Annotated in this window: 12 protein-coding genes and 2 pseudogenes; all 14 read left to right on the top strand. The window is 57.0% G+C overall.

The window, feature by feature from the left end:
• The first annotated feature begins 632 nt into the window (after positions 1-632).
• Positions 633-2,126: a SidA/IucD/PvdA family monooxygenase gene (locus FJ423_RS00075; protein WP_224656172.1), complete on the top strand. Its 1,494-nt coding sequence runs from the start codon at positions 633-635 to the stop codon at positions 2,124-2,126.
• Positions 2,127-2,730: 604 nt separating this feature from the next.
• A complete protein-coding gene (locus FJ423_RS00070) occupies positions 2,731-3,906 on the top strand; it encodes a redoxin family protein (RefSeq protein WP_064993568.1) in 1,176 nt (391 codons plus the stop codon).
• 759 nt (positions 3,907-4,665) lie between these two features.
• On the top strand, positions 4,666-4,869 hold the full coding sequence (locus FJ423_RS00065; protein WP_064993516.1) for a CCE_0567 family metalloprotein: 204 nt from the start codon (positions 4,666-4,668) through the stop codon (positions 4,867-4,869).
• Complete coding sequence (gene fdxB / locus FJ423_RS00060; protein ID WP_064993515.1) at positions 4,866-5,177, top strand: ferredoxin III, nif-specific; 312 nt, start codon at positions 4,866-4,868, stop codon at positions 5,175-5,177. Before FJ423_RS00065 ends, fdxB begins: the two co-directional genes overlap by 4 nt.
• Before the next feature lie 111 nt (positions 5,178-5,288).
• On the top strand, positions 5,289-5,402 hold the full coding sequence (locus tag FJ423_RS34715; protein ID WP_140688170.1) for an exopolysaccharide production repressor protein: 114 nt from the start codon (positions 5,289-5,291) through the stop codon (positions 5,400-5,402).
• A 404-nt stretch (positions 5,403-5,806) separates the two neighbouring features.
• Positions 5,807-6,820, top strand: coding sequence for a 1-aminocyclopropane-1-carboxylate deaminase (locus FJ423_RS00050; protein ID WP_064993514.1), 1,014 nt, complete (start codon positions 5,807-5,809; stop codon positions 6,818-6,820).
• Between the two features lie 430 nt (positions 6,821-7,250).
• Entirely contained in the window at positions 7,251-7,997 is a 747-nt protein-coding gene (locus FJ423_RS00045) for a LuxR family transcriptional regulator (protein WP_064993513.1), read from the top strand.
• A 119-nt stretch (positions 7,998-8,116) separates the two neighbouring features.
• A complete protein-coding gene (locus tag FJ423_RS00040; protein ID WP_064993512.1) occupies positions 8,117-8,314 on the top strand; it encodes a hypothetical protein in 198 nt (65 codons plus the stop codon).
• Positions 8,315-8,652: 338 nt separating this feature from the next.
• Positions 8,653-9,909, top strand: coding sequence for a diaminobutyrate--2-oxoglutarate transaminase (gene ectB, locus FJ423_RS00035; RefSeq protein ID WP_064993567.1), 1,257 nt, complete (start codon positions 8,653-8,655; stop codon positions 9,907-9,909).
• Positions 9,902-10,741: a hypothetical protein gene (locus FJ423_RS00030; RefSeq protein WP_064993511.1), complete on the top strand. Its 840-nt coding sequence runs from the start codon at positions 9,902-9,904 to the stop codon at positions 10,739-10,741. The genes ectB and FJ423_RS00030 overlap by 8 nt, the downstream gene beginning before the upstream one ends.
• Before the next feature lie 578 nt (positions 10,742-11,319).
• Positions 11,320-11,557 (top strand): annotated as a pseudogene (locus tag FJ423_RS34550) (diaminobutyrate--2-oxoglutarate transaminase); the annotation flags it as partial.
• A 419-nt stretch (positions 11,558-11,976) separates the two neighbouring features.
• Positions 11,977-12,927, top strand: coding sequence for a methyltransferase domain-containing protein (locus FJ423_RS00015; protein WP_064993510.1), 951 nt, complete (start codon positions 11,977-11,979; stop codon positions 12,925-12,927).
• 343 nt (positions 12,928-13,270) lie between these two features.
• On the top strand, positions 13,271-14,113 hold the full coding sequence (locus tag FJ423_RS00010; protein ID WP_084015730.1) for an N-formylglutamate amidohydrolase: 843 nt from the start codon (positions 13,271-13,273) through the stop codon (positions 14,111-14,113).
• Positions 14,114-14,734: 621 nt separating this feature from the next.
• Positions 14,735-14,851, top strand: a pseudogene (gene tnpB, locus FJ423_RS00005) (IS66 family insertion sequence element accessory protein TnpB); the annotation flags it as partial.
• Between the last annotated feature and the right edge of the window lie 71 nt (positions 14,852-14,922).

Below are 14,922 nucleotides of genomic sequence, written 5' to 3'. Positions count from 1 at the left end.
ACGGCGCCCATCTGAAAAAAACGCTAGAGTTGGTCAAGCTGGTGCTGTTCCGAAGGGCGACAAAGTGCAAACCTTCAAGGCCTGCCGTTCAACGTCGGATACTCGACACGATCACAAACCCGCTGTCAGTTGGTTCCATCAAAGTTTCCTCCTGGCACGTCGATTGAGGGAACATTCCGAACACATCAGCGCACGTCCTGCCATGATCAGGCTAAGCGAACATTTATTCGGGATCGGAGCTACCCTGTTAGCTTACCGGTAAGAGCACCGGGACAAATCTGCCGCCGGTGCAAGGTTTCCCACCTCAACGTCGGATAGCCGACACGATCACAAACCTGCTGCCAGTTGTTTTGATCAATTTTCCTTCTGGCACGTTCGATGCAGGGAATCTTCTGAACACATCAGAAGGATGTCCTCCTATGGTCAGGGTCACTGAAGAATGCTGTTGCCGCACTGGGACCGCGCTTCGGCTGATCCACAACCGGTCAGAAGTGGGCGCATCACCTTGGAGGCGAGCGACTGCGCCCGCTTCACACGCCGAATAAGGTCGGTAAGCATCCGCTGAGCGAGACGCTATCATCGAAGCGGGTGGAAACGTCGATCCCGCGCACGGCCCCCACGTCCCGACATGAGTGTCGATCTCATCACTTGGCTGGATCCCTGGGCCTCACACAGCCGACCACACGAACGCGGGGACAAACGCTAGCGAATCCAGCCGCACCGGCGTCGAGAATGGCCGCGTAGTGCGGAAGCCGAATGACCATGGCCGATGTTCGCCGCGAGCATCGCGTGTTTGGGAAACATCTATAGGAGCAGGACAAGTGGACATCTCTTGCATTGGGGTGGGTGCTGGACCGCCTAATCTCAGCCTTGCGTGTCAGATACACGAGCAGATCGGTCGAGGGGCACTGTTCTTGGATCGGCAGGTCGACTTCCGGTGGCACCCCGGCAGCGCATTGGATTCGCCGGAACCCCAGGTCAACCACCTCAAGGATCTGGTCACGCTGGTGAACCCGCGATCAGCCTACACTTTCGCAAACTATCTATACGAGAACGGGCGTCTATTCCACTTCCTGAACGCACAGTTCGAGGCCGTGCTCAGAGCTGAGTTTGAGCAATACCTGAACTGGGCCTTCCACCGGAACCCGCTTGTCTGCGGCGGCGAGACTGTGCGCGAAATCCGCTTCGAGGGCGAATTTCGGGTGTGGACGGACGACGCAGTTCGTGGCGCCAGAGACCTCGTGATCGGCATCGGCAAGCAGCCGCGGATTCCGTCTCAGTTTCAGGGCTGGACCGGGCGCAACCTGTTCCACTTATCGGATTTACCGCGCATCCATCCTGAGGATTGGAAAAAGGACGTTTGCGTGGTTGGTGGAGGCCAGTTGGGAGCGGAGGTGCTATTACACCTCGTCGGCCTGCCAAAAGAGCGGCGGCCTCGATCGATCACTTGGGTCTCGGAGGGCGAAAACTATCAGCCCATCGACAACAGCCCGTTTACAAACGAGTTGTTCATAGCGTGCTCTTCGGATCGCTTGGCGGCAATGAGCGAGTCGCAGCGCAAACTGTACCTGAGGCGTTTCGTGCTTGCTTCCGACGGCATTTCGGAAGAGACGTTGAGCGCGATTTATCAAGCGCTATACCGGCACGCGTTTTTGGAGCCAAGCCACTGCGAAATCACACTGCGGCCGGGCTGCACCGTCTCGCACTGCGTCAACGCCGGCGCGGGTCACAGGCTGACCCTGCGCCGCGGCAGGAGTGAGCTCGAAGAAGTCACGGCCGACATCGTCATCCTGGCCACCGGTTACGAGAACGCGTTGCCAGACTTCTTGGAGCCGATGGCCTGCCGGCTGGAAAAGAGCGACAACGAATTGGCTATCCGCGAAGATTTTTCCGTGTGCTGGGACGGACCGCCTGAAAGGCGCATCTTCGTACAGAGCGCGACCCTCGGGCAGCGCGGGCTGGCTGATCCAAATCTAGGCCTGCTGGCCTGGCGAGCGCGTCGCATCCTCGACAGCCTTCTGGGACGCGTGCCGCAGGCGAACCGCGAGCATGCCGGCTTCATCAGACCTGCCCCCGTCGACAACTGGCCGCACCCCGTGGCGGAAGAAATGGGCAGCGGGATATGACCTACGGCTACTGATCACCAGCGGGAGGGGCCGAGGAATGCTGTCCGCCTTCGCTGCAGCGAAGAGCGGGGTGGATGCGGCATCCGTGTCCCCGCGAAGCAGCATTCGCGCTGTCCGTCGGCAGCTCGCACTCGACGCTGGGCCTCATCGACAACGGCTTTAGCAGAAAAGCTCAACCGTAACCGGGCGGCACTCAGTCGTTGCACGCGGGAGCCAGTCGCGGAGCTAGCCCCGCCCTTTCGAACGGCGCCGAAATGCTGCTGCTGGAGGAGCCGAGCCATTTGACCGCAGAAGAGAGCCAAGCTGTTCGGTTTCTTACGCAGGAGTGGTTGCGGTGTCCAAAAACTTACAGCCGGCAGAAACTTGTCGGGTCGAAGACAGCTGGCCAACTGGGCCTATGAGGTTTCAAAGGGGTAACCATGGAGTTAACGGGCACTAAGCGTGCTGGCACGGCCTTTGCGGCAATACTCGTGAGGGCTGACCGCATGAGAACACGCAAGCCGGATTGGTTGCCTGCCAACTCGTGTGTTCCGCTCTTGAGAGAGAGAACGACCAGCTAACCCATAAGCGCCAGGAAAGGTGTGGGAATTTGGAGAACGAAACGGTGTTGCGTATTGAGTCCCCCGCTCCGCCAATCAAAGTGGACACTTGGCTGCGTGGCGAACCCATCACGAACTTTCAGCCCGGCAAGGTCTGTCTGGTCGAATTTTGGGCGACTTGGTGCGGACCTTGTGTGGCGGCTATACCCAATCTGATGCAGCTGCAAGAGGAATATCAAGACAGTGGATTCGAGGTCGTCGGAATCGCAACTAGCGAACAGGCTCCAACCGCAGACGAGGCGCGGACCAAGTTGGATGCGTGGCTGACCGAGAGGTTCCTGAATCTGAATTACCGGATTGCGTTCGATTTTACCGGTGAAATGAACAGACTATGGATGCAGGCGAGTTCTTCTCCCGGAATCCCTGAGTCGTTCCTGGTTGATGGCAACGGCCGCATCGCTTTCATCGGACACCCGGCGGAACTCGATGAGGTTTTACCCAAAGTTCTGAACGGCAGCTGGCGCAGCAGCAATGAAGCGAGGGCCGCCGACATAAGGCGGTTCGCTACTAGCCAACGCACAGCGCGCGAACGGGCCCGGACCAAACCGATATACGCCAAACTTAAGCCCGCCACACAGGCCGAGGATTGGCCGGCCGCACTCTCGGCAGTTGAAGAAGGCCTGGCATTGATGCCGGACTATATCGGGTTTCGGCAAACTCAAGCGAATCTTCTGCTTCACAAGCTGCGGGACATGCAGAGCGGCTTGCCAGTCATGCGCCAGTTAGTCGAGGACGCGATCAACAAAAAAAACGAGGCCGTGTCTTGGATGGTCATGGCCCTGAATCAGCTCTTCGATCCCGCGATAGACAACTCCCATCTTCCCCGTGCTGAGCGCTTTGCGATAGGCAACACGCTCTCGGAACAAATCCTGACACTGAATCCCCCGGATGGCGACGGGCGCCTTAAATTCCGTTGCTACCTCCCGGTAGCTCAGTATTACCACGAGAGCGGCAACAACGCTCGCGCGATCGAGTTGATCGAAGCGGCACTGAAATCGCTGGATATTCCGGAGCCAATGCCTGATCACATCAAACAGACACACCATAGCCCCTTGCTTCAAGCCCTGGCCGACTACACGGGTGAGAACGTCTGTTGCGGGGACTTCTGTGTGGCACCGCAATCAAGGCTCCTGAACACTAAAGCGGAGTGGCCTCATGAGCAGAGATTGCAAAAGGCATGACAAGTGGAATCGAACCCTGGTCAATTCGCCCAATGCATGCAGCCCGCTCGCAGCAAGTATGCCCATGCAGCACCGAGGGGATCGTTGCTGTAGGTCAAGGCTGGGGCGTCAACGACCTCCAGAGACGGTTCGCCGCGGACGCGATGTTCGACGAGAATTTAAGCTATCGCGGAGGACGTCACAGTCCAGGACATGTTCAAGGTCGGCCCAAGCACAGCATTACCTGGAACCCGGCCCGGCCAAGCCGGGGGGCGGCCGCGTAAGCGGGCCCGAAGTTGGCGCAGCCGAACGCAGAGCTCGCCCTCTGAGACGACACTGAATTGAGGAAACGATATGTCTCACACCGCGCTTGATCCTGCCCGTCGACCATCGAACGGCTCCTGGCGCTGATCCGAGCTCAGGACAGGCGATGCCAGGGCAAATGACCGAGCTGCTGGTCGGCTTCATCATCACGAAAAACTGCGTCCTTCAGATCCCGATCATTGGCGATTCTGCTGTGTAGGCTCGACATATTTCACACAGCAGCGGGGATTGTGATCGAGGAGCGCTCTTGCGTGACCACATCGCCAACAATGATGAAATCGATCGGGGTTTCGGGGTTTTCACGGGCGGGCAGTTAATCGTTTGAGACGTCCACCGCGTCGTCTTCGAGACTTTCCGGAAACTTGCCCGCACCGGTACGAAACTGGGCGACGATGCGACTGCGGTCATTGCCTGTCCGACGTTGCGAGGATGAAACCGAATTTTCGAGGAAGGCTCATGTCAAATCTGGATGAGATGTTGAAGAAAGTCCGAAAGCTGCAACTGCGCGCGGCGATTGCCAAGACGAACTTGCGCGACCTTGCCGAGGGCCTCCCGAACAAATGGACTGAGATAGCGGAAGTCGCCGAGACAGCGCACGCTGTTTATGCCGAGTTGAATAGTGCCCGGAGAGAGCTCGCCAAAATGAGGACCTTACGATGACGAGCATCACCCGCGACGGCTCCAAATGGGTGCCGGAATATCTGGCCGCTATAGACGAGAAAATCTGTATCGGCTGCGGTCGCTGTTTCAAGGTCTGCTCGCGCGAGGTCATGCATCTTCACGGCGTGGATGACGCGGGTGAAATCCTCGGCATCTGCGACGGGGAAGACGACGACTTCGACGGTGAGCTCAATCGTATGGTCATGGTAGTGGACCATGCCGGCCGCTGCATTGGCTGCGGAGCCTGTGGCCGTGTCTGCCCAAAGAACTGCCAGACGCATGTCGCGGCCGACCAGATTGCAGCATGAGCAGCATCAATGACGGGATAGGAGAACGACTTTGGACCTCATCATCTTTAGTCGACTCGCGGCGGTGGTTGGAGCGGCAACGCTGTGTCCGTTCTCTTCGCTTAGCACGCGATCCGTCTAGCCGTCGTCGCTACGCTGGCCTGTTCGCTACTGCTCCAGAGGGATTATTTCGGCAGCGTGCTCTTTCTGCTCTGGCGGTCCAGTGTGCTTGTCGAGCAGAGGTAAGGGTAGGCCAACGCAGTTCGAACCAGCCGCCACAAGATGACGAGTTGAGGAATGAATGTTCAGATGTATCTCAGCTCGTTCTGACTGCGCTGTGTGTTGACGCTGTGTTGAGGCGTAGTGACAGAGCGGAACTCACGTTCACGCCCAACAAGAGACATCGAATTGATAGGACAAGAATACAGGTGGGCCGGAACTGGCCAGGGGTGGCAACATGCTCGGTGAAGCTGTTTGCGTTCGCCACGCACATAGGAGGCTCGCAGCACGCCGGCACCGGTCGATCGAACGGAGACGCCGGCGATGATGTGAGTCACTTCTACAACGTTCCAGAACATAGCTGGCTCAGCACGAACGCCCATGACCTAGGCTGGAGATAGTTCAGCTTGAATACCTCTGCTGGAGAAAACATGCTGAAAAAGTTCCCACGCTATCCGCTCACCTTTGGCCCAACGCCGATCGAGAAGCTCGACCGCCTCGGCAAACATCTGGGCGGCAAGGTAGAGATCTACGCCAAACGCGAGGACTGCAACTCAGGTCTCGCGTTCGGTGGAAGCAAGCTGCGCAAGCTCGAATACATCGTTCCCGATGCGATCGCGTCAGATGCTGATACGCTGGTCACCGTCGGGGGCGTGCAGTCCAACCACACCCGGATGGTCGCAGCGGTCGCGGCCAAGATCGGCATGAAATGTCTTCTGGTTCAGGAGAGCTGGGTTCCACATGACGATGTCGTCTACGACCGGGTCGGCAACATTCTTTTGAGCCGCATCTTGGGCGCAGAGGTGCGCCTGGTCGACGAGGGCTTTGACATAGGTATCCGCTACAGTTGGGAAGAAGCGCTCCATGATGTCAAGGCAAGGGGCGGCAGACCTTATGCGATACCGGCCGGGGCCTCTGTCCACAAATACGGTGGCCTTGGCTATGTGGGGTTCGCTTACGAGGTGCGCGACCAGGAGAAACAGCTTGGTTTTGCCTTCGACTACATTGTGGTCAGCACTGTCACAGGTTCAACGCATGCCGGCATGATCGTCGGGTTCGCGAAGGACGGTCGACAGCGCAACGTGATCGGTATCGATGCATCCGCCACTCCAGCAAAGAGCAAGGCGCAGGTGCTTAGCATTGCCAAACGTACAGCGATGCTCGTCGAGCTCGAAACGGAACTTGTCGAGGCTGACGTGGTGTTGCTCCAGGACTACGCGTACCCGCGCTATGGCGTTCCGTCCGAGGAAACGAAGGAGGCGATCCGTCTGTGCGCGCGGCTCGAGGGTATGATCACCGATCCGGTCTATGAGGGCAAATCGATGCAAGGGATGATCGACCTCGTCCAGAAAGGTTTCTTTCCAGAGGGGTCGAGGGTCCTTTACGCCCATCTGGGTGGCGCGCCCGCAATCAATGGTTACGGCTACACCTTCCGTAACGGCTGACGGGCGACAGCTCGCGTATGCCGCCCTGCCGTGCCGGACGTGTCCACGACAGTGCCGAACCGGAAAGGCCGGAGCCAATTCCGCGGACGGTCGATGATCTGGTAAATAATTCAGAGCGTTACGCGCAGAGGCTCGCGACCAAATTCCTCCCTGGGCGGTTGGCCGTCGAGAGACACGAGGCCGTTGAGTTCGTGCTCCGCTGCCATTCTGCGACCCAACGACTGTTCACTCCGCGACAAAGTGCGTTCGGTTCATCTCCTGGGTACCTTACCCAGCCCATTGCAATCTGAAGAAAAGCTTTGCGCCCAAGTTGGCACGACTCTTGAAGCTCTGTCGACAGGGGAGGAGCCAGGACTCAGATTCCACCACGCAATTGGGATGCTGGGCTGGAGCAGCTCGCACCAATGAGAACGCAACTGAAGGAGAGATCATGGAATTCTCGCGGATTGCGGCCGAGTTAAGCCTATTCCTCGACACGACTAATGATGTCGCTGAATCCGAACAGTTGTTCGAATTGTTGTCCGCGTTTGCGCTGAATTTCGATTGCCCGTGGATAGCCTATGGCCCCCTTGCACCAGAACAAAAGGTTTTGAAGCCGACCCGACCGGACTCTGCGATGATGTGGAATTACCCTGATGAATGGCAGGAGCGCTACTTAAAGATGGGTTATGCCAAAATAGACCCGCTCATCAAGAAAGGTCGAAAGGGGGTAGGGCCCTTCCGGTGGAGTGAGGTTTATACCCACGAAAGCACGACTGAAAATGAACGCCGCGTCCTGGACGAGGCGGGGACGTTCGGCTTGAAGTCAGGCGTTACCGTTCCATTACATGGTCCCGCTGGCAGCTTTAAGCTTATGTGTTTTGCTAAATCCTCGGACGGCGAATTGGAAAATAGAGCGATCACCTATCTGCAAATTGCCGCAGTACAGTTTCATCTGAGGGTTGCGAAGCTCGGAACGCAGAGGTCATCGGAGCACGCCTATAAGATCTCTGATAGGGAAAGAGAGTGCATTCATTGGATATCGAAAGGAAAAACGTCAGGGGAAATAGGGACGATATTAGGACGGTCCCAAAACACGGTTGATTTCCATGTGAAAAACGTGATGCGGAAGTTGGACACGACCCGCAGAACGGCACTTGCTGCGAAAGCTGTGGAACTTGGGATTATCGAACCATAGAAAGGAAGATTCGGCGAGCTCGGTGCGCGGCCTGTCGTGGAGCTCGAGCCTCGTCATACGCGGCGCCGATGGCTGCCGCAACCTCCAAATCCATCACTCGCTCGCCGAGAAGGCCTATCATGTCGCGCAAGAGACCGGCCAAGAGCGCACGCAGGTTCCTCATGCCATCGGTCGTCGATGATTCCTTTAAGACCCGCAACCGAGCTTTGCCGGGGAACATCGATGACCGGATGACCGCCGCAATGCCGCTCGCTGCGGCACTGTTGAGGGCGCTCGCGAGCGGCTTCGCGATCGCCGCGCTCCACAGCCTGTGGTGACGTGCTCCAGCGGTCGGACGACTCCTATGATTTGGTCGGCCGAATTCTCGCAGGGGCGATGGGGCTGATCCGTCAACTACCCGATGCCGTAGTATCGGTGCTTGTCCGGAAAATCTATATGTTGTCCACCGCATTCACCCTAGGTATCAGCTCTGGAGCAACGCAATAATGGGGTATTTTTAAGAGAGATAGCCACACCAATTAGAATTCCCGCGAAGTACCGGCCCAAAAAAGTCAATCCGACGATTCTGGTGTCAATGTGACATGAAGAACATTCACCACGAGCAGAAAGTTTTATCACTCTCCCCGTGAATGATCTCCGTGCAGAGGACCTAAAGATGAACATCAACGCGTTCACGGCTCATGAATCCAATGTTCGCCGATATTGCCGGGCCTTTCCCACAGTCTTTACGAAGGCACTGGGGGCGACGATCTGGGACGAGACCGGCAAGCCTCACATCGATTTCCTTGTGGGTTCCGGCGCGCTCAACTACGGACACAACAACCCGAATATTATGGCACCAGCAATCGAATATCTTATCGGTGAGAACATTGTGCTGTCGCTTGATATGCATACGGTGGCTAAGCGTGACTTCATTGAAGCCTTTGTGGATTCGATCCTGAAACCCAGGGGGCTTTCCTACAAGATACAGTTTCCTGGGCCGACGGGCACAAACGCCAACGAAGCGGCGCTGGCCCTTGCGCGAAAGTATACCGGCCGCTCGAGCGTCATGGCATTCACAAATGCGTTCCACGGTATGTCGCTCGGCTCGCTAGCGATCTCGGGGTCGGCGTCCACCAGAGAGCTGGGAGGCGTTGCGCGCCACGATGTGATCCGTATCCCATTTGACGGCTATCCGAGCCAAGCGTTCGATTCCGCCAATTACATTGATTGCGTTTTGAGCGACCCAGGGAGCGGCATAGAAAAGCCAGCCGCAATCATTCTGGAGACCATCCAGGCAGAAGGGGGCATGAACGCCGCATCCGCGGCTTGGCTCATAGAAATTCAGCGCATTTGCCGCAAGCATGGCATTGTTTTTATCGTCGACGATATCCAGGCGGGTGCGGGCCGAACAGGCGATTTCTTCTCCTTCGAGTTCGCCAAAATCGAACCCGACATCGTGTGCCTTTCCAAGTCACTGAGCGGTTCAGGGAGTCCGTTCTCCATTGTCCTTATTCGCCCCGACATGGACATATGGAAACCCGGAGAACATAGCGGGACCTTCAGAGGCAATAATTTCGCCTTCGTGACGGCAGGGGCCATGTCCAAAATGTGGTCGGACAGCCGGTTTACTGCAGGCGTGGAACAGACAGCGGCCAAACTGCAGGGGCACCTTGACCGCCTCGTCGCGAAATTTCCCAGATACATTGAACAAAAACGGGGCCGCGGTCTGATGGCTGGCCTCAAGTTCCGTTCACCGGCCCTGGTCGGCAGCGTGCACGATGTCGCGTTCGAGAATGGCCTGCTTATCGAATCCTCAGGGCCAAATCGCGACGTGATCAAAGTCCTCCCGCCGATAACCATCACCGATGTCGAACTTGATAACGGCGTCGCCATTCTTGACCACGCACTACAGGAGCAAGACAATGCGTAATCAGATTCCTCAACCGCCCGCCATCTCTCCTGTTTCGATCAGACACCGGACCGGCTCGATCAGCACTGCTGACATCATCTCGGTCCTGAAAGGCGAGACGACCGCTCTGCACATCAAGCAGGCTTTCAGCACTGAAGTAGCCGAGGAGATCAGCGCGAACTTCAGTGCCAGTACCGGTCTCAAGCAGCGAAAGGATGGAGTGCCAGGACAGTATGTTGGCGCATCCCACTACAGGAAGGATGCAGCCACCTATTTCGCAGAGGCCGAAAATGCGCGGCCGCACGTCGAGGCCCTGTTTAAGAATTTGGTTGACCCGGTCCGAGCAATATTCAGCGCATTGAAGCGCGAGCTTCACAACCAGGGCATCGAACTGCGACTGGCCCGTTCAGAACACGGTCAGGCCAATGTTTGTCGTGCCATCAACTGGTCTGGCAGCGGCGCATTTTCATTGGACCCCCACGACGACGTCGCTCAAGTCTTATGTGCTGGCAATGGTTATGAGCTTTCTTCCGTGGCGCACAACACTGTCGCAGCATTTAACTTCTATCCGAGCATGCCCGAGGAAGGCGGCAATCTGAGGCTCTGGAGCCATAAGCCGACAGTTGCCGACCGAAAGTCGCAGGGCGTGGAAACCACCGGCTATCCCTACTCGGCAGCCTATCTCGAGGCCGTTCCTTGCCGCGAGATCCAGCTCAAGGCCGGGGATATCGCTTTGATCGATGGCGGCTTCGTTCACGGGGTTACCGGTCAACCAGGCAACGGAAAGCGTCGCTTGTTGCTGAACAGCTTTTTCGGGTTTGCGCGGCCGGATCTTGTTCTCTGGTGGACCTGACTTTGGAGGACCGACCTTTAATGCGGATGGATTGCGCATCTATCAGCGTCGATGCGCAGTCGACTGCTGCTGACCTTCGACTTACGCCCGCCCGCCACCGGATCGCCCGCAACGGATGATTGCGCCGCACCCGCGCCTCAAGGTCAACATAGCTAAACAGTTCGCCAGCTCGATCGTCGCCGCCGCGCACGTCACTTCCGAATCCCTTCGGAACCAGTGAATTACCGCTGCGATCCGGTGGCGAGTGCCTTTTCAACAGCTTGCTAGAGAAATACCCAAACATCGGGGTTGCAGTCATGCTGGAAAACCGGTGCGGTTATGTCAGTCGCCCATGCCAACAACGCCGCCGATAGCGCTGCCGCAAAGGCGGGTACTGACTGTCAAGGTATCGCTATCCCAAGCGTTGCAACAGATTCGTCAAACAAGTTTACAGACTCTTTGCGAATGCAAGTCGCTGACCATGGTAAGTTCGCTTTAAGTCCGAGATTGGCCGTAGCTAATCGTCAACTCAATGGTTTGGAATGCGTGAACATAGAACCTGCAGCTTTGATCGCAAGACGCACCAGAGAGGCCCTTTAATTGATATCGACATTTTCGAAGCTCATGAGTCTAACGTTCGTCGCTATTGCCGGTCGTTTCCAACCGTCTTTACGAAGGCCCTCGGAGCGACAATCTGGGACGAGGCCGGTAAGCCATTTCTCGATTTCCTTGTAGGGTCCGGCGCACTCAACTAGGGACCCAACTATCCTTGCGCCAGCAATTGAATATCTCGTCGGTGAAAACATTCCTCTCTCGCTTGATATGTATACTGCGGCAAACGTATCCGGGCAAAGACAACGAGGACGCGCTACCGTGCAGCAAGAAGGGGTGGGTAACTACCGAACAGGCGCATATCCCTATTTCACATTCATCAAAATCGCGTTGCAAAAGGTATGCATGATTGCTGTAAGCTATAATGTTTACTCAGAATATGTGACGTATAATTGTGTAAGAGACTGTCGAGAGTTCGAGTTCAGGAAAATTCTATGTCATTTGATTTAGACAACTTTTTCTGGTTCGATGCGGGGACTTTGGCCGGAAAGGGTTCGGCCACGCTCGTTCGCCTCCGCTCGTGGAGCAGTGCTGCTATATCACGGAGGCGGTCTGCAAAGTAAATCATTCCACCCTTCATCGCTGAGATCCGGCAGGGAACTGTCGATCTGTTCGCTGGCAAACAATCACCAGGGAGAACTACAATGTTTCGCAATAATTTGAATTCGGACCTCGTCCAGTTGCAAAAGATCGACCCGCTGGCCTTCAAGGCGATCGAGCCCGGAATAGCTAGAGAGTCATCCGCCTGCCTTACAAATCTGGCGAATCTCTCGCGCAATGAGTTCACCTCGGAAGGGCGTGGGGCGGATTACCTCGATAGCATCCAACTGTCGCTGCTGGCACGATCGGAGGGTGTGATGGATCTTCTGGGCAAGATGCACCCCAATGGTTGCGACGGACTTTGTTCATCAATGATCATCTGCGATCTTCTCGCCGGTGACGGCTACGTGAACAAGGTAGCCCATCAGATCTTGGGTGCGGCGCGCTGCCCGACGTTCATCAACTCTGACATCTCTCAGTTCATGGTGGACCGTTGCATCCGCGACGGCCTTTTCGCAATCTGGCAAAGCGCGACCGATCCGTTCTGGATTAAAGACGGGTCGGTGGACGGTGTGCTGATGGCTTACGGCACGCACCACATCCCGCACGCTCAACGCACCACCGCTGTCCAAGCGGCTGCGCGAATTCTTCGGCCCGGTGGCGTCTTCGTTCTTCATGACTTCGAAGAGGGTTCAGCCACCGCCCGCTGGTTCGCTGACGTAGTGTCAACTCATTCGGTGACGCCACACGACTATCCTCATTTCACCGCGGGCGAGGTTCTTGATCTGTTCGCTGCTGCGCAGTTCGATGAGGTGACTGTGCAGCGAATTACAGACCCATTCGTCTTCCAGGCAGAAGACGAGGAGAGCGTTCTCCAATCGCTGGCCAAATACGTCGTGAAGATGTACGGGCTAGAGAAGCTCCGCAACGATACGCAGCGTGTGCTCGCGCTTCTTGATGAGTATTTCGGGCTCGCCGTGACGGGAACCTCTCGCGGTGGCTTCGAAGCGCGCATAGCGCGCAACGCTTTGGTCGGCAGTGGGCGACGGGTGTGAAATTATCACTGGGTCGACCAAGGTCGATTTCTGCTTCACCCTGCCGTGTGTCATCTGCTTTGAATTCTCGAATTGCTACCGCTCAATTAGAGTTGTCTAGCCCAACAGTATGAAACGTATCAACATCGGACACAGCGAGATATCTGAACAGGCGATTGGCTTTCACTCAGTCCGATCGATAGACGAGGTTTCTGGCGAGGCGCCGGAACTTGCATGTCGTGCCATGGTATCTAAGAGAGGGCTCGTCAATCGCCTTGATCATAGCCGCGCATCTTGATCGCCTGCCGATCTTAGAGTCGATTGGTGCCCTCGCAACCGATCTGCCCTCGCAACTGAGAAGCCAATGCCACGGCACCTACTCCAAGCACCTATCGAACTAGAGGATGTACCCGGATACCGTTGGAAGGATGGGCTTCTTGGGCCGGATGAGCCTAACCCGGTTGGGCATGTTTGCCCGACAGGATCATCGCCGTTTCTTCTGCTCTGCGATCATGCTGGTCGGCTGATCCCTAAGTCGCTCGGGTCTCTTGGCGTCTCTCCAGCCGATCTCATACGTCATATTGCTTACGACATCGGTGCTCTCGGCGTCAGTAGACGGGTGTCCGAACGACTCGACGCCGAGTTGATCTACCAGCGCTACTCCCGGCTTATCGTTGACTGCAATCGTCCACCCCACAACCCGACAGCATTTGTCACGATGACCGACGGAACGACTATCGCGGGGAATCTGGATCTAACTGTACCGGCTGCTGCCATGCGCCTGTCTGAGATCTTTCATCCCTACCAAGCGAGGATCGAGCATGTGGTTCGGACCCGTCTTGCCGCGAAACGTCCAACGGTGATCTTGACCGTCCACAGTTTCACCCCTTGGCACACCGACTACCCGACGCCGCGCCCTTGGCACCTAGGCCTTCTTTTCAACGAAGATCGCCGCCTGGCAGACGCGCTGGCCGAAGAATTCAAGATGGCGGGCGATCTCGACATTGGCTTCAATCAGCCTTACGCGCTGGAAAATGAGTCGGATTATGCAGTCCCCGTCTACGCGGAACATCGAGGTCTGCTCGGAATCGAGTTGGAAATTAGGCAGGATATGATCACGGAACCGGCCGATCAGATCAAATGGGGTGATCGGTTAGCGGAAGCACTGAGAGCTGCGCTTAGACGCATCGCTCCTGAATTTGTCTGAAAGGAACGCACGGCCCGAGCCAGCACTCTCGGAATGAAAATCCCCGCGTGGTGATGATTGGCAATCAGGGCTTGTCGGTTGTAATAAAATGCGCGGACGCTCGTTTCCGGTGGAACGCGTAGCGGCCTATTCGGCAGATTTGCAACCTGAGCGGGCCCGTTACCTTAACCACTGTGCGGAATTCGGGCCGACTCCCGCTTCGCTGACGATAAGGCGCATCGAGCTTGAACACAGTAAGGGGTGGTGATCAACGGTGCCGGCGGTCGGCGTCACTGGTCGGTGGATGACAAGGCGCGGATCATCGCGGAGACGCTGGAGCCGAACGCAATCATTTCCTAGGCCGCCCGTCGGTATCGCCTTAGGCCGCAGCAGGTCTTCGCCTGGCGCCGCGAAGCGCGCAAAAAGGCCACTTCGGTGCAGCAAGATTCTCCTGCCTTTGTGCCGACGGTGTTGGCGGCGGCGGAACCTGTAGTCAGCCGTTCACCGAAGCAGCGGAAACGGCAAGCCACCCGAGATGCCGGTATGATCGAGCTTGAGATCGACGGCATCGTCATGCGCGTCGGCCGGGGCGCCGATATCAAGACGGTGGCCGCAGTAATCCGCGCGCTGAAGGCGGACCTCGTGATCGGGCCGACGGGGGCGGTCAAGGTGATGGTCGCGACGAAGCCAGTGGACTTCCGCAAGGGCGCCGAGGGTTTGGCCGCGCTGGTGCGCGAGACGATGGGCGCCGATCCGTTCTTATGCATCGGGTGAGATTTTGTGGCGGAGCCGTCCTGGCGCCAGCCGAGGTCTGCCAAATCTGGAATCCT

This window comes from Mesorhizobium sp. B2-8-9, assembly GCF_006439475.1.
GTDB lineage: Bacteria > Pseudomonadota > Alphaproteobacteria > Rhizobiales > Rhizobiaceae > Mesorhizobium.
This window is presented reverse-complemented; position numbering and strand designations above follow the sequence as displayed.

Bases quoted from the DNA above. Each gene is read 5' to 3' on its own strand.
- FJ423_RS00065 (WP_064993516.1), top strand. From the start codon at position 4,666: ATGTCAAATCTGGATGAGATGTTGAAGAAAGTCCGAAAGCTGCAACTG.
- fdxB (WP_064993515.1), top strand. From the start codon at position 4,866: ATGACGAGCATCACCCGCGACGGCTCCAAATGGGTGCCGGAATATCTG.
- FJ423_RS00050 (WP_064993514.1), top strand. From the start codon at position 5,807: ATGCTGAAAAAGTTCCCACGCTATCCGCTCACCTTTGGCCCAACGCCG.
- FJ423_RS00045 (WP_064993513.1), top strand. From the start codon at position 7,251: ATGGAATTCTCGCGGATTGCGGCCGAGTTAAGCCTATTCCTCGACACG.
- FJ423_RS00040 (WP_064993512.1), top strand. From the start codon at position 8,117: ATGTCGCGCAAGAGACCGGCCAAGAGCGCACGCAGGTTCCTCATGCCA.
- ectB (WP_064993567.1), top strand. From the start codon at position 8,653: ATGAACATCAACGCGTTCACGGCTCATGAATCCAATGTTCGCCGATAT.
- FJ423_RS00030 (WP_064993511.1), top strand. From the start codon at position 9,902: ATGCGTAATCAGATTCCTCAACCGCCCGCCATCTCTCCTGTTTCGATC.
- FJ423_RS00015 (WP_064993510.1), top strand. From the start codon at position 11,977: ATGTTTCGCAATAATTTGAATTCGGACCTCGTCCAGTTGCAAAAGATC.
- FJ423_RS00010 (WP_084015730.1), top strand. From the start codon at position 13,271: ATGCCACGGCACCTACTCCAAGCACCTATCGAACTAGAGGATGTACCC.